Origin of the sequence: Phaeobacter porticola (assembly GCF_001888185.1) — a bacterium.
Classification (GTDB): domain Bacteria; phylum Pseudomonadota; class Alphaproteobacteria; order Rhodobacterales; family Rhodobacteraceae; genus Phaeobacter; species Phaeobacter porticola.
In genome coordinates, this window is record NZ_CP016364.1 from 579,896 (window position 1) to 597,604 (window position 17,709).

Sequence of the window (17,709 nt, forward strand, 5' to 3'; positions counted from 1 at the left end):
CTTATGAATGCGATGATCAGATCTTCACTGGCGGCTGTGGTGGCCTGTGCCTTGCCCGTCTCTGCGGCCCTTGCGGGTGGCGAAACTCCGGCGCCGGATGGGGCCGAAGTCTATTTCGTGACCCCCAAGGATGGTGAGGTGGTGTCCGCACCGGTGACGGTGGTCTTTGGCCTGCGCGGCATGGGCGTGGCCCCGGCGGGCACCGAGAAGGAAAATACCGGCCATCACCACCTGCTGATCGACCGCCCGCCACTGGGGGAGGGCGAAGACGGTGCGGATGAGTTGTCCTACGGCCTGCCATCGGATGAAAACCACATCCATTTTGGCGGCGGACAGACCGAAACCACGCTGGATCTGGCACCGGGTGAACATACGCTGCAGTTGGTGATGGGCGACTACGGTCACGTCCCACATTCGACACCCATCGTCTCCGAACTAATCACCATCAAGGTCGAGTAGGCCTATAAGGCGGGTGGGACACTTCGGTGCAGGGCGAAGCATTCCCCGCATCCTGCCTGCTAGACCGGGGGCGTATTTTCCAGCAAAGGACGCCCCTGATGCTCAGCTGTGTCATCCGTTACCATATCGACCCCACCAAACGTGAGGATTTCGCCACCTACGCCCGCAACTGGGGGCAGGCAATTCCGCGATGTGGTGCGGATCTCATCGGCTACTACGCCCCGCATGAGGGCTCATCAACGCTGGCCTATGGCATCTATGATGTGGCAAACCTTGCCGAATACGAAGCCTACCGCGCGCGCCTCGCAGCCGACCCGCTGGGGCGTGAAAACTACGCCTTCGCCCAGGAGCGCCGCTTTATCCTGCGTGAGGACCGCACCTGGCTGAAAAAAGTCTCTGACCCGGAAGGATCCACAGGATGATTGCCGTTATCTTCGAGGTTGAAATCAAGGACGGGGCCAAGGACCGTTATCTGGAGATCGCCGCCGATCTGAAACCGCTGTTGCAGGAGATTGAAGGCTTCATCTCCGTCGAACGGTTCCAGAGCCTGACGACACCGGGCAAACTCCTGTCGCTGTCCTTCTGGGAGAGCGAGGAAGCCGTGGCCAACTGGCGCCGCCTCAGCGCCCACCGCGCCGGGCAGGCCGAGGGCAGAGAGAGCGTGTTCAGCGACTACCGTCTGCGGGTGGCAGGCGTGCTGCGTGACTACGGCATGGACCGGCGCGACGAAGCCCCCGCCGACGCCCGCGCGGTCCACGATCCTGTTGTCACGTGAAACACAAGGCACGCAGGCTATGCCTCTGGGGCTGCGCTGCGATCGGCATGGCCCTTTTCACCTCTCTTGTTGGGGCGGAAGAGGCGCGGATACCCGGCGCGGCGATCCTGTCGCCCCGGGATGGGGATATCGTCGCATCGCCTATCGCGGTTGATCTCCGGGTGCCCGCAGAAGGCGCATATCACCTCTATGTCGATGGCATAGCTGTCGGTCCCGATGGGTTACCCATGGGCGACGTCCGTCTGACCTTGGACGTGCCAACAGGGATCCACGAGCTTGACGTGCGCCAGATGCGCGCCGCCTTTAGCGGTCAGGCTATCACCGTGCTTGTTGATCGGATCACCTTGCCGGACGACACGAACTGCCTCGCCTGTGGCGGTTTGCGCCGCCCTTGATCGTTACGGCAAAGACCCCGGCTGCGAACCGGGGCCTTTGTAGAGGTAGACCTTTGATCAGTCGTCGGATCAGCGCGGGTGCCGACCTTCTTCGATCTCTTCCACGATCTTGCCGACAAATGCCTTCAGATCATCGGGGTTGCGGCTGGTCACGATCCCGTTGTCCGCGACGACCTCCGCGTCCTGCCAATCGGCCCCGGCGTTGATCATATCGGTTTTGATCGACTGGAACGATGTCATGGTGCGGCCCTTGACCAGGCCGGCTTCGATCAGCAGCCAGGGCGCATGGCAGATTGCGGCGACAACCTTGCCCTGATCGTAGAAAGCGTTGATCAGCTCGATCACATCGTCATTGATGCGCAGCAGATCTGGGTTGATCTGACCGCCGGGCAGGACCAGCGCGTCGTAATCCTCGACACGGACCGCCTTCAGCGCCAGATCGGCCTTGGCCTCGCGGCCCCAATCATCGCCTTCCCAGCCCTTGATCGCCTTGCCGTCCAGACTGGCAACCGAGACGTCGGCCCCTTTGACCCGCAGCTGATCTCGCGGAAATTCCAGTTCGGACTGTTCGAACCCATGGGTGGCAATCATCAGGATCTTGGCGTCGGTCATACGGGGCATGAAACTCTCCTGTTCGTCGTGGCGGTAATCGCGCCGCAGGGGCGGCGCCGTTCACGGACAAAACGTCACTGGGCGCCGGAGGTTCCACAACCGCAAACGACCCCCGCCACCACAGGCGGCGAGGGTCGCAAGACTTACAAGGGAGCTAAACGGTGCCGGATCAGAGGCTGGCGGCCAGCCGTGTGCCCTGATTGATGGCCCGTTTGGCGTCCAGTTCTGCGGCCAGATCCGCGCCGCCGATCACATGACAGGCGGTGCCCTGTGCCTCCAGCGTGTCGGCGAGGGAGCGTTCCGACAGCTGGCCCGAGCACAGCACCACGGTGTCCGCCGCAATCACGGTCGGGTTCTCGCGCGCCTCGCCAAAGCTGACATGCAGTCCCTCGTCGTCGATCTTCTCGTAGTTCACGCCGCCGACGAAATTCACGTCCTTCATCTTCAGCGCGGCGCGGTGGATCCAGCCAGTGGTCTTGCCCAGCCGTTTGCCGTGACGCTCCGCCTTGCGCTGCAACAGCGTCACTTCACGCGCCGGCGCTTCGGGTTGCGGGCCTTCGGGGGCCAGACCAGCGCGATGCTCGGCGGGGTCGGCAACGCCCCATTCCTGCATCCACAAAGGCAGGTTCTCGGTTGGGCTTTCGCCTGCGTGCAGCAGGAATTCCGACACGTCAAAGCCGATGCCACCGGCCCCGATCACCGCCACCCGCTTGCCGACCTCGGCCTTGTGGCGCAGCACGTCGATGTAATCGACCACATTGGCGCGATCCTGACCGGGGATCTGCGGATCGCGCGGCACCACACCGGTGGCAATCACCACCTCGTCGAAGCCTTTGAGATCGCCCGCAGAGACTTCGCGGTTCAATTCCAACGCCACGTCGCTCTGGGCCAGCATGGTGCGATACCAATCGACCAGCCCCCAGAACTCTTCCTTGCCCGGAACCTGCTTGGCCATATTCAACTGACCGCCAATCTCGCTTGCGCGGTCAAACAGCGTCACCTTATGGCCACGTTCCGAGGCCGCCAGTGCGGTGGACAGGCCTGCCGGACCCGCACCGACAATGGCGATTGCCTTCACGCTCTCCGCAGGCGTCAGCACCAGTTCGGTCTCGTGACAGGCGCGCGGGTTCACCAGGCAGGAGGTCAGCTTGCCACCAAAGGTATGGTCCAGACAGGCCTGATTGCAGGCGATGCAGGGCGCGATCTGGTTGGATTTGCCTTCGGCAGCCTTGGCGACAAAATCCGCATCCGCCAGCATTGGTCGCGCCATCGACACCATATCGGCGCAACCCTCGGACAGCACCTGTTCGGCGACCTCAGGCGTGTTGATCCGGTTCGATGTGATCACCGGAATGCCGACCTTGCCCATCAGCTTTTTGGTGACCCAGGCAAAGGCCGCGCGGGGAACAGATGTGGCAATTGTCGGGATCCGTGCCTCATGCCAGCCGATGCCGGTATTCAGAATGGTCGCCCCGGCTTTCTCGACCTCTTGCGCCAGTTGAACCACCTCGTCATAGGTGGAGCCATTGGGCACCAGATCAATCATCGACAGGCGGTAGATAATGATGAAATTCGTTCCCACCGCCTCGCGGGTGCGGCGCACCACATCAATCGGCAGGCGCATCCGGTTTTCATAGGAGCCACCCCAGCGGTCCTCGCGTTTGTTGGTATGGGTGACCAGGAACTGGTTCAGGAAATAGCCTTCTGACCCCATGATTTCAACGCCATCATAACCGGCCTGCTGCGCCAGCACGGCGGCATTCACGATATCCGCGATCTGCTTCTCAATACCCTCTTCGTCCAGCTCATTTGGCGGGAAGGGAGAGATGGGAGATTTGACCGGACTGGGGGCAACACATTTTGGCCCGTAGGAATAGCGCCCCGCATGCAGGATCTGCATCGCGATCTTGCCCCCGGCCTCATGCACGCGGTTGGTGACGATGCTGTGGTTCTCCACATCCTGATCGCTGGTCATCATCGCCGCGCCCGGCAGAACCGAGCCTTCGAGGTTCGGACCAATACCGCCGGTGACCATCAGCGCCACGCCACCCCGCGCACGGTCAGCATAGAATTCGGCCACCCGGTTCCAGTCTTTGGTTTCCTCAAGCCCGGTGTGCATGGATCCCATCAGCACGCGGTTTTTCAACGTGGTAAAGCCGAGATCCAGCGGCGCCAACATTTTCGGGTACGCAGTCATGACACTCTCCCTGGTAGTTCTCTGGTAAGTCTTCTGTCTTGGTTTGCGCGAAAATGGCCCAGCCTGAAAGGGATTGTCACTTTGGACGCGGCGTCAACCTCTTGCACGACGCTGGGGCACAGGTGCACAAGGGGGCATCCAACCAAGGAGAGCCTGATGACGCCCGAAGAAATCGCCGCCTTGCCCTATCGGCCCAATGTGGGTGTGATGCTGATCAATGCGGCAGGGGATGTTTGGGTTGGCCAGCGCATGGACCGGCACAAGGACGCTTGGCAGATGCCACAGGGCGGAATTGACGCAGGCGAAGACCCCAGGCTGGCGGCCCTGCGTGAGCTGGAGGAAGAAACCGGCGTCACCGCCGATCTGGTTGAGATCATCGCCGAAAGCAACGGCTGGCTGCCCTATGATCTGCCCGCCGAGGTGGTGCCGCAGTTTTGGGGCGGCAAATATCGCGGACAGGAACAGAAATGGTATCTGATGCGCTTTCTCGGGCGCGATGATCAGATCAATATCGCCACCGACCACCCGGAATTCTCCGCCTGGTGCTGGCAGCCGGTTGATCAGCTGGTCGGCAAGATCGTGCCATTCAAACGCGAGGTTTACGAACGGGTTATTCAGGAGTTTCAGGACCATCTATGATGGTTCGGACTGACCTCCCGTCTGACAAAGGATGTTCTGATGCCGCCTCTTCGCAGTCTCATCGTGCCAGCTGCCATCTCCGTCGCGCTCATCGCGACCTTGGCGGGGCCTGCCACAGCCCTCAGCTGTCTACCGTGGGGGCCGTCGGACGCCTATCTTGAGGCCGCAAAATCCGACAAGATCTATGTCGTGGTCGAGGGCGTGCTGAGCTTGGACGAGGGCGCGTTGCCCAAGGCCCCGCAGAACAATCCCAATGACGCGCCGCCGCGCAGCCTGATTCCGGCGCGGATTGAAGGCAAGCTGATGACGGCGCAGGGCTTTGCGAAACCGGTTGATCTGCCGATCACGCTGGAGATCCTGTGCTTTGGGCCGTGGTGTGCTGGCGCAGCGGATGGCGTGGACTATCTGGCCTTTCTGGAACAGCGCGCGGATGGCTATGTCCTGCGGATGGATCCCTGTGGCGGCTTTGGCTTCGGGGGCACCGATGGTGCCGCCCGAGAGGAGGTGCTGGCCTGCCACGCGGGCACATCCTGCACCCCTTGGTCTGAACGCTAACCCGGTCCCGGCTTCGGTCTTGCGCATCCGGCAGGGCCTCAGGCCCCGGCCACCCGCGGCCTGCGCCAGCGCAAGCCGCTTTGCCCCAGCCACAGGCTGAACAGCGCAAGGCCCGCGCCAATCGCCTGTTTCGCCGTCAGCACTTCGCCCAGAAACACCCAGCCCAGCACCACCGCTGACAGCGGGCTGAGCACCCCCAGAAGCGACACCACCGATGGTTCCAGTCGGGCAATGCCGCGAAACCACAACACATAGGTCGCAGCGCCGCCGATCAGGCTCATATAGGCCAAGCCGAGCAGGTTCTCGCCGCTCAGCTGCGGCACGGCGGGCAGGGACCACAGCGTCACCGGGATCAGCAACAGCCCGCCGGCCGTCAGCTGCCAGGCGGTGAAGGTCAGCAGCGACACAGGCGGCTGCCACTTGCGGCTCAGCACCACGCCAGCCGCCATCGCAATGGCCCCGGCGAGCCCGGCAAAGACACCGATCCCGTCCAACTGTGCGCTCGGCGTCAGCACCAGCAGCGCCACGCCCAGAATGCTGAGGCCCGCCGCCAGCACCGCTGCCGTCCGCACCGGCGTCTTCAGCATCAGCGCCGACAGGAACACCACCACCAGCGGCTGTACCGCGCCAAGGGTCGCGGCAACCCCGCCGGGCAGGCGGTAGGCGGCGACAAACAGCAGGCTCCAGAAGATCGAGAAATTCAGCGCCCCGAGCACCAACAACCGCGGCACCCAATTTAGCGGCGGCAGTTGCCGCACCATCAGCATCAGCAACAGCCCCGCAGGCAAAGCCCGCAGTAGGGCCACCAGCAACGGCGACTGCCCGGGCAGCAGGGTGGTCGTGACAATATAGCTGCTGCCCCAGATCATGGGCGCCAGCGCGGTAAGGATCAGATCACGGCTCTGCATAGCAGGCTCCTTTTAGATTTCTCGACATCAAGATATAGTGATTTTTCTTGACGTCAAGATATCGTCCGGTAAAACCTCCCGACATGGACCATGTAGATTTTGTGACCCAGCAATGGGAGCGGGAACGCCCCGACCTTGATGTATCGGCGATGGCCGTCATCGGGCGGGTCGGGCGATTGGCGCAGGCCTATCAGAAAGAAATGCAGAAAACCTGGGCGCGGTATGATCTGAACGGCGCCAAGTTCGACGTGCTGGCCACCCTGCGCCGCGCCGGTGCGCCCTATTGCCTGTCGCCGGGGGATTTGTTGCAGGCCACTATGGTCGCCTCTGGCACCATGACCAACCGCATTGACCGGCTGGTGGATGCAGGGCTGGTGGCCCGCAGCGTCAACCCCGAGGACAGCCGTAGTTTTCTGATTGAGCTGACCCCGGAGGGGCTGCGCCTGATCAATGAGGTGGTCGAGGCCCATGTGGCCACACAGGCGCGCCTGCTTGATGGTCTTGGTGCGGAAGAGCAGACGGTTTTGACGGAGCTGCTGTCAAAGGCGCTGACCTCCGCCGACAACGCCTGACCCCGGCCAGCCCCCCAACCGGGACAGCCAATGCTGTTCACCGATGGAAAAAGCCGCCCCCGATTGCTCCGGGGCGGCTTTATCATATCCGTTGCATGGGATGTCCCGTCTCAGAGCAGCCCTTCGCGGCGCAGCACCTGGCTCATCACCGCTTTGGGGCGGGGGCCGATGTGGCTGATCACCTCGGCGGCGCAGGCGTTGCCGATCTTGGCACAGGTCTCGATATCCAGCCCTTTGGCCATGCCAAACAGGAACCCGGCCGCAAACTGATCACCCGCACCCGTGGCATCCACCGGCACCACCCGCTCGACCGGCACCGACACACGGGTGTCGCCCTGAACCACGGTGACGCCATCGCCCGAGCGGGTGCAGACCACCAGCGAACAGATTGCAGCCGTCTTGGCCAGCGCCTCTTCCAGATCGTCGGTTTCGAACAGGGATTTGATCTCGGCCTCATTGCCGATCACGAAATCCAGATCGTTTTCGATCAGCGACAGGAAATCGGCGCGGTGGCGTTCCACACAGAAGGGATCGGAAATCGCGATGCCGCATTTGCCGCCGCCCTCGCGGCAATCCCGCGCCGCTTCCATAAAGGCGGTTTTGCCTTTGTCCTTGTCAAACAGATAGCCCTCAAGGAACATCAGCTGCGCCTTGCCGGCCACCGTGTCCGGCACATCTGACGAAGACAGTTCGGAGGAGATGCCCAGATAGGTGTTCATCGACCGCTCACCATCGCCGGAGACAAAGATCATCGACCGCGAGGTCGGCAGCTCGCCACCTGCAACCGGCGGGTTCACAAAATCCACGCCATCATCGGTCATTGCCTGCGCGTAGAACCGTCCCAATGCGTCGTCATGCACCCGGCCGATAAACGCGGCCTCCAGCCCCAGCGCCCCGGCACCAGCGATGGTGTTCGCGACCGAGCCGCCGGGCGTCTGGACACGTTCCTGCATCGCCGCATAGAGCACCTCGCCGCGATCGCGTTCGATCAGCTGCATAATGCCTTTTTCAATGCCCATATGCTCCAGAAAGCTGTCGTCGCATTGGCTGATCACGTCCACAACGGCATTGCCGATCCCGACGAGCTGGTATGTTTTCATAGAGTTTTGTCCTCAAACTGGCAGAGATCGCGGATGATGCAGGTGGGGCACATCGGTTTGCGAGCTTTGCAATGGTATCGCCCGTGCAGGATCAGCCAGTGATGGGCATGGAGCTGAAAATCTGCCGGAATGTTGTCTTCTACGGCGCGTTCGACCGCATCGACATCCTTGCCCGGCGCAATGCCCGCCCGGTTGCCGACGCGAAAGATATGGGTGTCCACCGCCTGTGCGGGCTGGCGCCACCACATGTTCAGCACCACATTTGCGGTCTTGCGCCCGACACCGGGCAGGGATTGCAGCGCCGCGCGGGAATTGGGCACAATGCCATCGTAGTCTTCGACCAAAATCCGCGACATCTTGATCACATTCTTGGCCTTTTGACGGTATAGGCCAATAGTCTTGATATGCTCGATCAGGCCTTCTTCGCCCAGATCCAGCATCCTTTGCGGGGTGTCCGCGATCTGAAACAGCGCGTGGGTGGCCCGGTTGACACCGGCATCCGTAGCCTGCGCCGACAGCGCTACCGCCACCACAAGAGTATAGACGTTGACGTGATCCAGCTCGCCCTTGGGTTCTGGATCCGCTGCCTGAAACCGCGTGAAGATCTCACGCAGAGTGTGATAATCGAGTTGCTTTGCCATCGCGGACCTTAATGCCGCGCAGGTCCCCCCGGCGCAAACAGAAAAGCCGCAAAAGGTGAGCGAAGCGTTACCTTGTGGTCACCGGCCCATAGTCCGTTGTTCTCGCAAGATCCGGGTCGCGCAGTCAGGGCTTGTCCCTATACTGGGGATAGGAACACAGGTCGGGAGGGCTCCCCATGAACATCCAAACACGCGAGCAGAGCTATCACTACGGCGTCATGCGCCGCGCGATTGAGCTGATTGACGAGGGCGGCGAGGCTTTGACCCTTGCCGAACTGGCCGCCGCCATGGATATGAGCCCGGCGCATTTTCAACGCCTGTTCTCGGCCTGGGTCGGCGTCTCCCCCAAGCGTTACCAGCAGTATCTGCGCCTTGGCCACGCCAAGACCCTGTTGCAGGAGCATTTCACCACGCTGGAGGCGGCCCATGCTGTCGGTCTTTCGGGCAGTGGCCGTCTGCATGATCTGTTCCTGCGCTGGGAGGCGATGAGCCCCGGTGAATACGCCCGCAAGGGGGCCGGTCTGCGTATCCTCTGGGGCTGGTTTGACAGCCCCTTCGGACTGGTCCTGGTGATGGGCACGGAGAAAGGCATCTGTGGCATGGGCTTTGCGGCGGAAACCGGGGCAGAGCCGACCATGGCCGATATGCGCAGCCGCTGGCCCGACGCTGATTTTGTCGAGGATCCGATGGCCCTGCGCGCGATGGTGGAGGCGATCTTTGATCAGCGGGGCGAGGCCGCTCTGCATATGATCGGCGCGCCGCTACAGATCAAGGTCTGGGAGGCGCTGCTGCGTATTCCTTCGGGACAGGTCACCACCTATTCCGAGATCGCCCATGCCATCGGCGCGCCCCGTGCGGTGCGCGCCGTCGGTACGGCGGTAGGACGCAACCCGGTCAGCTGGCTGATCCCCTGTCACCGCGCCCTGCGCAAATCCGGCGCTCTTGGCGGTTATCACTGGGGCCTGCCGGTCAAACGCGCGATGCTGGCCTATGAGGCCGCGCGTGATGAGGGGCAGCAGGACGGCGCGGCCTGACCCGCACCTACCGCGCCCTGACCCGCGCGTCGCGCAAACAGGCGCCGCAGCAGACCGGGGCGCTTGGCGGTTGGCTCTGTCTCGGCCCGCGCGGCGGCCTTTGCCGCTGCCTGAGCCGCACCGCGGATCTGAGCAGCATCCCGCTCCAATTCATAGGATTTGGGAAACTGGCGCTGTGCCTCCCATTTGTCTTTGCCCAGCGTGATCAGAACAATCCAGTCATAGGTTAACATGGTGTCTCTCCTTCTGTCTGAACCCAGAACACCACAACGCTACTGACACGCTTTGTCAGCGGCCTGTGCTAAGGTGTCAGCAGCCTGTCAGTGGAGAGAGACCATGGAACGCACCGGTCGCCTGTTCGAAGTCATCCAAATCCTGCGCGCCGCCTCCGCCCCGATCCGGGCCGAGGATCTGGCGGAGAAGCTTGAGGTCTCAAAACGCACGATCTACCGTGATATCGCGGCACTTCAGGGCATGCGCACCCCGATCGAGGGGGAGGCGGGCATCGGATATATGTTGCGCAAAGGCTATGATCTGCCGCCGCTCAACTTCGATGAGGAGGAGTTGGAGGCGCTTTATGTCGGCCTGTCCCTGTTGATGCGAACCGGCGATGGCGCCCTGCAGGAGGCCGCCATACGGGTCTGTCGCAAGGTGATGGAATGCCGCTCCCCCGGGGATCGGCTGCAGGTGGCGCCTTGGGGCGGCCCACCGCAGGATGATCCCGAACAGGGCTGTGTCTCTAAGGGGCTGCTGCGTCAGGCGGTCCGCGAAAGCCGTAAACTGCAGCTGACCTATCTTGGCCCTGACAGCGGCGAAACCCGGCGAGTCCTGCGTCCGCTGGCGCTGATCTACAATGTCGAGACCACGCTGCTGGCGGCCTGGTGCGAATTGCGGGGCGGGTTTCGTCACTTTCGCACCGACCGGATGCTTTGTGCTGATCTGCTGGACGACAGCTTTGCGACAGAGGCCGATATGCTGCGCAAGCTGTGGATCGATCAGGGAGGTGGCGTGTTTGGCGATGAAGAGGGTGTCGCCTCAACTTAGAGCAGAGATTCGGCAGGTTTTCGCCGAGCAGAAAAGACGTTACCTTGTGATGAACGCGCCGCAGCACGATATTCTCCGCAGCACGGGCCCCGCCCGGATTGAGCAAGCAAAAGGCAGATTTTGATGATTCAGATGAAACTTACCACCGCCGCCATCGTGGCCGCTGGCCTTGGCCTGACCGCCTGTACCGATCCCGCAACCATCGGGACCCCTGGCAGCAAAACGCAGAATGGCGCGCTGATTGGCGGCCTGATCGGCGCGGGCGTTGGCGCTGCTGCCAATGATTCCGACCGTGGTCTGGGTGCTGTCACCGGCGCGCTGGTCGGTGCTGCTGCTGGCAGCGTGATCGGCAACCAGCTGGACGCACAAGAGCGCGAGCTGCGCCAGTCGATCTCCAACGACGGCATTTCCATCGTCAACACTGGCGACCGTCTGATCGTGTCCCTGCCGAATGACCTGACATTTGCCACCGACAGCGCGGCGGTCTCGCCCGCTGTGCGGTCTGATCTGAACAAAGTGGCCAGCAGCCTGGTGCGCTATCCCAATAGCCAGGTGCAGGTGATCGGTCACACCGACAGTGATGGCGACGCGGGCTACAACCAAGGCCTGTCCGAGCGCCGCGCCAATGCGGTTGCCGACCAGATCCAAGCCGGTGGCGTGCCCTACAACCGCGTGCAGATCATTGGCCGCGGTGAGAGCCAGCCGGTGGCGTCGAACCTCACCGCTGAAGGCAAGGCGCGCAACCGTCGTGTCGAAATCGTGGTGATCCCGCAGGGCGCCTGATTTCCGGCCTCACTGTTAAGGTCTGATAGACAACAGGGCCGCGCCGCAGGGTGCGGTCCTTTTTTGTGCGAAAATGTGCAAAACTAACGTTACGTTGTGCGTATTGTGAGCTTTTGCACAGTCAGTGCGCAGGCTTTGGGCTTTTCTTGTGACCGAAGCGGCATAGGTTGGGGCCAGACAGACATTCCCAACCGAAAGAGGCATCCTTCCATGTCCGATCCCAAAATCCTCACCATCTCCGGCTCGCTGCGCGCAGGGGCCACCAATCGCAAACTACTGGCTGAGGCCACGCGCCTGTTTGGCCCCGCCGAGGTGACAGAAGCGGATCTCAATCTGCCGCTCTATGATGGCGATGATGAACAGGCGAGCGGTATTCCCGCAGCCGTTCAGACACTTGCGGATCAGATTGGGGCGGCGGATGCGGTGATTATTTCGACCCCTGAGTACAACGGCGCGCCGTCAGGTGTGTTGAAAAATGCCCTCGATTGGGTCAGCCGCACCAGCAACAAGCCCTGGCAGGACAAACCCGTCGCCATCATGTCCGCCGCTGCGGGCCGCGCCGGCGGTGAGAAATCCCAGATGTTGCTGCGCACATTTCTGGTTCCATTCCAGCCCCGCGTCCTGACTGCACCGCAGGTGCATCTGGCGGCATCGCATTCGGAGTTCGACGAAGGCGGCCGCCTGCTGAGCGAACTCTATACCGAAACGCTTGAGGCGCTGATGACAGCGCTGCGGGCTGAAATCGCACGCTAAGTCAGATGAGCCCCAACAGGCCCTGTGTGTGCGATCACTCCGGGCCTGTTGCCTTATGGGCTAGGGCGGGCAATGGCTACCCGTCACGGCCCGGCTCATCCGGGTTGCTGAAAAACAGGGCAATCTTATTGCCCTGCGGGTCACGCAGATAACCGACGTAGAACCCTGCACTATAGGCCGAGCGAAACCCCGGCGCGCCCTCATCCGTTCCGCCTGCCGCCACTGCGGCTGCATGCAGGGCCCGCACCTGCGTCTGCGTGCTGGCCTCAAACGCCACCATCATGCCATTGCCCGCCGCAGCAGGCGCACCGTCAAACGGGTGTTTGACATAGACATCTGGCGCGGTCGGAACCTCTCCCTCCGGCACCGGCAGGGCAAAGCTGAGGCCGTCGGACCCTTCGCTGAAATCATAGCCAAGTGCCGGCAGGAACGCGGTGTAGAACGCCCGTGCGCGGGTCATGTCATTGGTACCGATGGTGATATAGGCGATCATCTCTCTGCCCCTTGGCCTGGCATTCAGAAGTTATCTTCGACCCGGAAACCATCGGGGATATTATCCTGCCCGTCCAGCAGAAGATTGGCCATGGTCTCGGCCACTTTGGGCGCCATGCCAAAGCCGATCTTGAAGCCACCGTTGGCGATGAAATGTCCGCGCCGATCCGGCCAGCCCCCCAGCATTGGCGCGCGTGAGCGGGCGCGGGGGCGCACCCCGGCCCAACGTTCGATCACCTCAGCCCCATGCAGCACCGGCAGGGCAGCCCGCGCACGCTCAATCACATCGTCAAGCTGAGAATCGGTGCTGCTGGGATCCTCGAATTCACGCTCGCTGGTGGAGCCTATGGCCAATGTGCCATCAGCATGGGGAATGATGTGCAGTCCATCGGCATAAAGCTGTGGCACCTTCGGGCCTTCGGCAAAGCGCAGCAGAGCCGCCTGACCCTTCACCCCATTGCCCACTATCTTGCCTGCCGCCGGGCCGTCGGGACCTGCCAGCATCCGGTTCAGCTCCTGCAGGCCCGCGTAACCCTTGGCATGGATCACAAGCCCCTGATCGGGCGCCTCTGTCTGTACTGTGATCCCCATGACCGCCAGCCCCGCCACCAGTGCGGCACAGGCGCGGCGGGGGTGCATCCGGGCGCTCAGCGTGTCGTGAATGACATATCCGGTGGCGCTGGGCGGCACCCATGGGCCTGCGTCTGCGGTGGCGATGACAGACCAGTCCGCCTTCCCTTGCCACAGGTTCCGGGCGCTTATTGCGCGTTGATGCGCCAGATCCAATGTGCGCTGATCATTGATCGGTTGCAGCCGTCCGGTGCGACCATAGCCGGGGGAGACCCCGCCGGTGGCCTCAACCTCGGCCCAGAAGGTTTCGGCCATCAGCAGGCTTTCCAGCTGGTAGTGCTTCTTTGGGTTCCAGTTCTCCGGCACATGCGGCGCCAGCGCCCCGACCAGCCCGCCGCTGGAGCCGGCCCCCGCCCCAAAGGGGTCGATCACCTGCACGGATGCGCCGCGCCGCGCGCAGGTCCAGGCTATGGAAAGCCCAAAGATCCCGGCGCCCCGGACGGTGATATCTGCCATTGCCATTTTCGCACCCTTTCGCCAGTGTCGCGGCGTTCCACCGCATCATTTAGGGGATAATAGCATGGCAGACCAGCAGGCGCGGCTCAGCTGGCGGGATGGCAGCATTCCGGTATCCGATCAGTTCGACGATCCCTATTTTTCCATCCATGATGGGCTGGCCGAGACCGGGCATGTGTTTCTTGACGGTAATGATCTGGCCACGCGGTTTGCCAGCGCCGCAGAGGCGGGGACCGATTTCCACGTTGCCGAGTTGGGCTTTGGCACCGGTCTGAACCTGTTCGCCGCCTGGCGCGCGTGGGAGGCGGCGCAGGCGGACTATGACACCGCAGCGGTGCTGCATTTCACCAGCTTTGAAGCCTTCCCGATGGCGACGGATGATATGGCCCGCGCGCTGGAAGCCTTTCCCGAGGTGGCGCCTTGGGCCGCGCGGTTTCTGGCGGTCTGGCGTGGTGCAGGTCTGTGCGACCTGGGCAATTTGCGCGTCAATGTCATCACCGGCGACGCCCGCATGTCGCTGCCGGAGTGGACAGGGGCGGCAGACGCATGGTTTCTGGACGGGTTTTCACCGGCCAAAAACCCGGAGCTGTGGCAGGATGATCTGCTCGCCGCTGTCGCGGGGCACACCCGCGCTGGCGGTACGGCGGCAACCTACACCGCAGCGGGATTTGTCCGCCGTGGGTTGGAGACTGCCGGATTTGAGGTTTCCCGCACACCCGGTTTCGGGCGCAAGCGGCATATGACAAAGGCACGATTGCGATGACCATGCGCCCCGACGCCAGAATACTTGAGCCGCGTCCTCCGCAGTTGACCCAAAAGAACAACGTCTCGGCGGGCGTTCTGTTGATGATCGCGGCCACCGTTGTCTTTGCGATGCAGGACGGGATCTCTCGGCATCTGGCAGGGGAGTATAACACCTTTATGGTGATCATGGTGCGTTATTGGTTCTTTGCGCTGTTTGTGATCGCGCTTGCGGCGCGCGCACCGGGGGGTATTCGCGCCACAGCCCGCACCGATCAGCTGGGGTTGCAGATCTTTCGCGGCGTGCTGCTGGTCGCGGAGATTTGCGTTGCGGTCTATGCCTTTACCGTACTGGGGCTGGTCGAAAGCGTGGCGGTGTTTATCTGCTATCCACTGTTGGTGGCGGCCCTGAGCGGGCCGGTGCTGGGGGAGCAGGTGGGCTGGCGGCGGTGGGCGGCGATTTCGGTCGGGCTGATTGGCGTGCTGATCATCCTGCAACCCGGCATCGGTATTTTTGACCCGTTGGCGATCATCCCATTTGTCTCGGCGTTGATGTTTGCGCTTTATGGTCTGATCACCCGCTATGCCGCGCGGCGCGACAGCACGGCGACCAGTTTCTTCTGGACCGGGGTTGCGGGCATGGTGGCGATGACCCTTGTCGGCATCTGGTACTGGGAGCCGATGAGTCAGGGCGATTGGATGTGGATGGGCATCCTGTGTCTGACGGGTGTGACCGGGCATTGGCTGCTGATCAAATGCTATGAGATGGCCGAGGCCAGCGCGGTGCAGCCCTTTGCCTATTTTCACCTGATCTGGGCGGCGGCGCTTGGGGTGATTGTTTTCGGCGAGGTGATCCGCACCAATGTCGCCATCGGTGCGTCCATCATCGTGGCGGCCGGCCTGTTCACCCTATGGCGCGAACGCGTTAAGGGTTGAGCCGGCCAGTTCTTTGGAGAAAGGCACCGGCAGCGGTGTCTTGCCAAGGCGCGCGCGATAGACTGGCAGGCTCTCGGTGACGCGCATCACGTAGTTGCGCGTCTCATTAAAGGGGATGTGTTCGATCCAGTCGACAATCCCCGGCGTGCCGCCACGCGGATCGCCATAACGCTCCATCCAGGCCTTGGGGCGATGCGGGCCGGCGTTATAGCCCGCCGCCATCATCACCACATTGCCGTTAAAATCACCCGCCAGATCCGCAAGGTAATTGCTGCCCAGAAGCGCATTATAAGACCAGTCGGAAATCAGCCGCGTGGTTGTGTGATTGCCCTGAATGCCCATGTTCGAGGCCACCAGTTTTGCGGTGGCGGGCATCACCTGCATCAATCCCCGCGCACCGGCGTGGCTGATCACGATGGGGTCAAATTCACTTTCGCGGCGAGCAATGGCAAGGGTCATTTCCTTGGCCATCGGCAGGTCCTTCTGCGCGACGGGATGCAGCGGGAAATAGGCCGCTTCCAGCTCTTCGCCGGTCTGCGCAGCGCGTTTGGCGATCATCACTGCCAGATGTGGTTTGTTCATGCTGACAGCCATTTCGCCCAGCTGGCGTGCCTCAATCGGGTTTAGCCCCTCAACCAGATGGGTGAGGAAGCGCTCGGCCAGGGGCAGATCGCCAGTCTGCAACAGCAACAGCCCGGCCTCTGCCACGGTGGAGTTCAGGAAGCTGGCCGCGCGCCAGTCGGGCAGCTGCGGCGGGGTGATCAGATCGGGATCAAAGGGACGGCCCAGAACCTCTGCCGCCAACAACCCGTAGAAAGACGTCTGATAATCCGCCGCCTTGGCATAGGCGGCATGGGCTTTCTCAATATCGCCATGGGCACCATAGGCCTGTCCCAGCCAATAGCCGCCACGACCCACCGAAATCGGGCTTTCGACAGAGGCGAGGAACCGTTCGAAGTGGTAGGCGGCCAGTTCCGGGTCGTTCAGTTTTCGCAAGGCGATATAACCTGCCAGCCATTCGCAATCGGAGTAGCCATAGCCCGCATCCTCGGGCGCGAAGTGATGTGCGGCCAGCTGATAGGCGCGTTCGTGATTGCCGTCACGCATGTCCTGCCGCGCCAGATCGCGGCGACGGCGCAGCCATTTGGCCGGCTCGCCCAGTTTTTCGGCGGTGGTGCTGCGGTCCATCATCAGGGTGATGGCATCCTCTTGGCGCCGCTTGCGGTCGCGCCAGGCAAAGCGATCATAGGCAAGGCCCGCGTTATCCTTCAGCGCGTCGGGCACGGCGGCGATCTTGCCATCCACACCCGGTTCGACCTCTTGCAGGGCCAGACGCGCCTCTGCCAGCTTGCGCTGATCGGCGCTGACCAGCGGCAACATCCGCCGCGCGCTGACCTTGTGACTGTCCCACAGCAGCCGGTCCAGCCGGGCTGCGTGATGCGGCGCCAGAAGTTTGGCGTGGCGTTTCAGATAATCGTCCTGAATGACCGACCCCATGGGCATTGTGCGCCAGGCCAGCACCAGCTCTGCCTCGCCTTCGCCCTTTTGTCCGGCTGCGATCAGTGCGCGGCCATAGCTCAGCGCGCCTTCGGCGGTCTGTGGCCGGGTGTCGCTATAAAAGGCAAGGATGGTCTTGCGACCTGCGCTGGCAATCTCCGGCTCATTCTTGCGCCGCAGCAGCGCCAGCCCCGGCCAGTCCGACCGCCGCGCCAGAAACGCCATCACATCGGAGGCCGACCCCATGCCGGCGCGCAGGCGGTGCCATTCGATGACATCGCGGGCGACGGTGGCTTCGTGGCCGGCACTCCGCCCGGCCTCGCTCCATTTTTCCGAGCGCATCAGCTCCAGCGCGCGGCTTAGGTCCACGGCCATGGCAGCTGTGCCGCTCAGACCGGCGGAAATGAGGGCAATAAGGGCCAGAATGCGTGTCATCTCTTGCATTTTCCAACGTTCCGGGGATAGAGCCAATGACGATAATCCGTGACGT

General features: G+C 62.5%; 22 protein-coding genes. 13 read left to right on the forward strand and 9 right to left on the reverse strand.

The annotated features are described in order from the left end of the window. The first annotated feature begins 3 nt into the window (after positions 1–3). The 4 genes from PhaeoP97_RS02905 (at position 4) to PhaeoP97_RS02920 (ending at position 1,629) form a co-directional block, all read left to right on the forward strand. A complete protein-coding gene (locus tag PhaeoP97_RS02905; protein WP_072503807.1) occupies positions 4–459 on the forward strand; it encodes a DUF4399 domain-containing protein in 456 nt (151 codons plus the stop codon). A 98-nt stretch (positions 460–557) separates the two neighbouring features. Continuing rightward, positions 558–881 (forward strand): NIPSNAP family protein, encoded by a 324-nt coding sequence (locus PhaeoP97_RS02910; protein WP_014881080.1) that lies wholly within the window; start codon positions 558–560, stop codon positions 879–881. Continuing rightward, complete coding sequence (locus tag PhaeoP97_RS02915; protein WP_014875796.1) at positions 878–1,234, forward strand: antibiotic biosynthesis monooxygenase family protein; 357 nt, start codon at positions 878–880, stop codon at positions 1,232–1,234. The genes PhaeoP97_RS02910 and PhaeoP97_RS02915 overlap by 4 nt, the downstream gene beginning before the upstream one ends. Positions 1,235–1,281: 47 nt before the next feature. Further along, the gene (locus PhaeoP97_RS02920; protein ID WP_072503808.1) at positions 1,282–1,629 is read left to right on the forward strand and encodes a hypothetical protein; all 348 of its coding nucleotides are present in this window, start codon (positions 1,282–1,284) and stop codon (positions 1,627–1,629) included. Positions 1,630–1,698: 69 nt separating this feature from the next. On the opposite strand, the gene PhaeoP97_RS02925 is transcribed toward PhaeoP97_RS02920, so the two are convergent. Beyond that, positions 1,699–2,250 (reverse strand): type 1 glutamine amidotransferase domain-containing protein, encoded by a 552-nt coding sequence (locus PhaeoP97_RS02925; protein ID WP_072503809.1) that lies wholly within the window; start codon positions 2,248–2,250, stop codon positions 1,699–1,701. A 160-nt stretch (positions 2,251–2,410) separates the two neighbouring features. Next, positions 2,411–4,438: an NADPH-dependent 2,4-dienoyl-CoA reductase gene (locus PhaeoP97_RS02930; RefSeq protein ID WP_072503810.1), complete on the reverse strand. Its 2,028-nt coding sequence runs from the start codon at positions 4,436–4,438 to the stop codon at positions 2,411–2,413. Between the two features lie 156 nt (positions 4,439–4,594). Here PhaeoP97_RS02930 and PhaeoP97_RS02935 point away from each other — a divergent pair, with 156 nt between their 5' ends. Next, positions 4,595–5,077 carry an RNA pyrophosphohydrolase gene (locus PhaeoP97_RS02935; protein ID WP_027248685.1) on the forward strand — a complete coding sequence of 161 codons (483 nt, stop codon included), beginning with the start codon at positions 4,595–4,597 and terminating at the stop codon, positions 5,075–5,077. A 39-nt stretch (positions 5,078–5,116) separates the two neighbouring features. Then, a complete protein-coding gene (locus tag PhaeoP97_RS02940; protein ID WP_072503811.1) occupies positions 5,117–5,632 on the forward strand; it encodes a hypothetical protein in 516 nt (171 codons plus the stop codon). Between the two features lie 38 nt (positions 5,633–5,670). Here PhaeoP97_RS02940 and PhaeoP97_RS02945 read toward each other — a convergent pair whose 3' ends face one another. Continuing rightward, the gene (locus PhaeoP97_RS02945; RefSeq protein ID WP_072503812.1) at positions 5,671–6,540 is read right to left on the reverse strand and encodes an EamA family transporter; all 870 of its coding nucleotides are present in this window, start codon (positions 6,538–6,540) and stop codon (positions 5,671–5,673) included. Between the two features lie 83 nt (positions 6,541–6,623). On the opposite strand from PhaeoP97_RS02945, the gene PhaeoP97_RS02950 reads away from it, so the two are divergent. Beyond that, entirely contained in the window at positions 6,624–7,112 is a 489-nt protein-coding gene (locus tag PhaeoP97_RS02950; protein ID WP_072503813.1) for a MarR family winged helix-turn-helix transcriptional regulator, read from the forward strand. 110 nt (positions 7,113–7,222) lie between these two features. Here the strand turns inward: PhaeoP97_RS02950 and PhaeoP97_RS02955 are convergent, their stop codons facing one another. Next, positions 7,223–8,212: an adenosine kinase gene (locus PhaeoP97_RS02955; RefSeq protein WP_014875788.1), complete on the reverse strand. Its 990-nt coding sequence runs from the start codon at positions 8,210–8,212 to the stop codon at positions 7,223–7,225. After that, complete coding sequence (gene nth, locus PhaeoP97_RS02960; protein ID WP_072503814.1) at positions 8,209–8,853, reverse strand: endonuclease III; 645 nt, start codon at positions 8,851–8,853, stop codon at positions 8,209–8,211. The genes PhaeoP97_RS02955 and nth overlap by 4 nt, the downstream gene beginning before the upstream one ends. A 176-nt stretch (positions 8,854–9,029) precedes the next feature. Here nth and PhaeoP97_RS02965 point away from each other — a divergent pair, with 176 nt between their 5' ends. Further along, a complete protein-coding gene (locus tag PhaeoP97_RS02965; RefSeq protein WP_072503815.1) occupies positions 9,030–9,887 on the forward strand; it encodes a methylated-DNA--[protein]-cysteine S-methyltransferase in 858 nt (285 codons plus the stop codon). Here the strand turns inward: PhaeoP97_RS02965 and PhaeoP97_RS02970 are convergent. After that, complete coding sequence (locus tag PhaeoP97_RS02970) at positions 9,842–10,120, reverse strand: hypothetical protein (protein ID WP_072503816.1); 279 nt, start codon at positions 10,118–10,120, stop codon at positions 9,842–9,844. The two genes, PhaeoP97_RS02965 and PhaeoP97_RS02970, sit on opposite strands and share 46 nt — an antisense overlap. A 103-nt stretch (positions 10,121–10,223) precedes the next feature. Here PhaeoP97_RS02970 and PhaeoP97_RS02975 point away from each other — a divergent pair, with 103 nt between their 5' ends. From PhaeoP97_RS02975 to PhaeoP97_RS02985, 3 genes are all read left to right on the forward strand, one after another. Next, positions 10,224–10,931 (forward strand): helix-turn-helix transcriptional regulator, encoded by a 708-nt coding sequence (locus PhaeoP97_RS02975; protein ID WP_072503817.1) that lies wholly within the window; start codon positions 10,224–10,226, stop codon positions 10,929–10,931. A 123-nt stretch (positions 10,932–11,054) separates the two neighbouring features. Further along, a complete protein-coding gene (locus PhaeoP97_RS02980) occupies positions 11,055–11,714 on the forward strand; it encodes a YiaD family glycine zipper/OmpA-like lipoprotein (RefSeq protein WP_014875783.1) in 660 nt (219 codons plus the stop codon). A 210-nt stretch (positions 11,715–11,924) separates the two neighbouring features. Next, positions 11,925–12,467: an NADPH-dependent FMN reductase gene (locus PhaeoP97_RS02985; RefSeq protein ID WP_072503818.1), complete on the forward strand. Its 543-nt coding sequence runs from the start codon at positions 11,925–11,927 to the stop codon at positions 12,465–12,467. 76 nt (positions 12,468–12,543) lie between these two features. On the opposite strand, the gene PhaeoP97_RS02990 is transcribed toward PhaeoP97_RS02985, so the two are convergent. Next, positions 12,544–12,960, reverse strand: a complete 417-nt coding sequence (locus tag PhaeoP97_RS02990) for a VOC family protein (protein WP_072503819.1) — start codon at positions 12,958–12,960, stop codon at positions 12,544–12,546. 23 nt (positions 12,961–12,983) lie between these two features. Beyond that, the gene (locus tag PhaeoP97_RS02995; RefSeq protein WP_072503820.1) at positions 12,984–14,051 is read right to left on the reverse strand and encodes an NAD(P)/FAD-dependent oxidoreductase; all 1,068 of its coding nucleotides are present in this window, start codon (positions 14,049–14,051) and stop codon (positions 12,984–12,986) included. 58 nt (positions 14,052–14,109) lie between these two features. On the opposite strand from PhaeoP97_RS02995, the gene mnmC2 reads away from it, so the two are divergent. Together mnmC2 and PhaeoP97_RS03005 are read left to right on the forward strand one after the other, a co-directional pair. Then, positions 14,110–14,808, forward strand: coding sequence for a tRNA (5-methylaminomethyl-2-thiouridine)(34)-methyltransferase MnmC2 (mnmC2, locus tag PhaeoP97_RS03000; protein WP_072503821.1), 699 nt, complete (start codon positions 14,110–14,112; stop codon positions 14,806–14,808). Next, complete coding sequence (locus PhaeoP97_RS03005) at positions 14,805–15,722, forward strand: DMT family transporter (RefSeq protein ID WP_014881064.1); 918 nt, start codon at positions 14,805–14,807, stop codon at positions 15,720–15,722. Before mnmC2 ends, PhaeoP97_RS03005 begins: the two co-directional genes overlap by 4 nt. Here the strand turns inward: PhaeoP97_RS03005 and PhaeoP97_RS03010 are convergent. Continuing rightward, complete coding sequence (locus tag PhaeoP97_RS03010; protein ID WP_072506265.1) at positions 15,696–17,654, reverse strand: lytic transglycosylase domain-containing protein; 1,959 nt, start codon at positions 17,652–17,654, stop codon at positions 15,696–15,698. The genes PhaeoP97_RS03005 and PhaeoP97_RS03010 overlap by 27 nt on opposite strands. Between the last annotated feature and the right edge of the window lie 55 nt (positions 17,655–17,709).

Coding starts and splice junctions, on each gene's coding strand:
- PhaeoP97_RS02905 (WP_072503807.1), top strand. CDS start 4: ATGAATGCGATGATCAGATCTTCACTGGCGGCTGTGGTGGCCTGTGCC.
- PhaeoP97_RS02910 (WP_014881080.1), top strand. CDS start 558: ATGCTCAGCTGTGTCATCCGTTACCATATCGACCCCACCAAACGTGAG.
- PhaeoP97_RS02915 (WP_014875796.1), top strand. CDS start 878: ATGATTGCCGTTATCTTCGAGGTTGAAATCAAGGACGGGGCCAAGGAC.
- PhaeoP97_RS02920 (WP_072503808.1), top strand. CDS start 1,282: ATGGCCCTTTTCACCTCTCTTGTTGGGGCGGAAGAGGCGCGGATACCC.
- PhaeoP97_RS02925 (WP_072503809.1), bottom strand. CDS start 2,250: ATGCCCCGTATGACCGACGCCAAGATCCTGATGATTGCCACCCATGGG.
- PhaeoP97_RS02930 (WP_072503810.1), bottom strand. CDS start 4,438: ATGACTGCGTACCCGAAAATGTTGGCGCCGCTGGATCTCGGCTTTACC.
- PhaeoP97_RS02935 (WP_027248685.1), top strand. CDS start 4,595: ATGACGCCCGAAGAAATCGCCGCCTTGCCCTATCGGCCCAATGTGGGT.
- PhaeoP97_RS02940 (WP_072503811.1), top strand. CDS start 5,117: ATGCCGCCTCTTCGCAGTCTCATCGTGCCAGCTGCCATCTCCGTCGCG.
- PhaeoP97_RS02945 (WP_072503812.1), bottom strand. CDS start 6,540: ATGCAGAGCCGTGATCTGATCCTTACCGCGCTGGCGCCCATGATCTGG.
- PhaeoP97_RS02950 (WP_072503813.1), top strand. CDS start 6,624: ATGGACCATGTAGATTTTGTGACCCAGCAATGGGAGCGGGAACGCCCC.
- PhaeoP97_RS02955 (WP_014875788.1), bottom strand. CDS start 8,212: ATGAAAACATACCAGCTCGTCGGGATCGGCAATGCCGTTGTGGACGTG.
- nth (WP_072503814.1), bottom strand. CDS start 8,853: ATGGCAAAGCAACTCGATTATCACACTCTGCGTGAGATCTTCACGCGG.
- PhaeoP97_RS02965 (WP_072503815.1), top strand. CDS start 9,030: ATGAACATCCAAACACGCGAGCAGAGCTATCACTACGGCGTCATGCGC.
- PhaeoP97_RS02970 (WP_072503816.1), bottom strand. CDS start 10,120: ATGTTAACCTATGACTGGATTGTTCTGATCACGCTGGGCAAAGACAAA.
- PhaeoP97_RS02975 (WP_072503817.1), top strand. CDS start 10,224: ATGGAACGCACCGGTCGCCTGTTCGAAGTCATCCAAATCCTGCGCGCC.
- PhaeoP97_RS02980 (WP_014875783.1), top strand. CDS start 11,055: ATGATTCAGATGAAACTTACCACCGCCGCCATCGTGGCCGCTGGCCTT.
- PhaeoP97_RS02985 (WP_072503818.1), top strand. CDS start 11,925: ATGTCCGATCCCAAAATCCTCACCATCTCCGGCTCGCTGCGCGCAGGG.
- PhaeoP97_RS02990 (WP_072503819.1), bottom strand. CDS start 12,960: ATGATCGCCTATATCACCATCGGTACCAATGACATGACCCGCGCACGG.
- PhaeoP97_RS02995 (WP_072503820.1), bottom strand. CDS start 14,051: ATGGCAATGGCAGATATCACCGTCCGGGGCGCCGGGATCTTTGGGCTT.
- mnmC2 (WP_072503821.1), top strand. CDS start 14,110: ATGGCAGACCAGCAGGCGCGGCTCAGCTGGCGGGATGGCAGCATTCCG.
- PhaeoP97_RS03005 (WP_014881064.1), top strand. CDS start 14,805: ATGACCATGCGCCCCGACGCCAGAATACTTGAGCCGCGTCCTCCGCAG.
- PhaeoP97_RS03010 (WP_072506265.1), bottom strand. CDS start 17,654: ATGACACGCATTCTGGCCCTTATTGCCCTCATTTCCGCCGGTCTGAGC.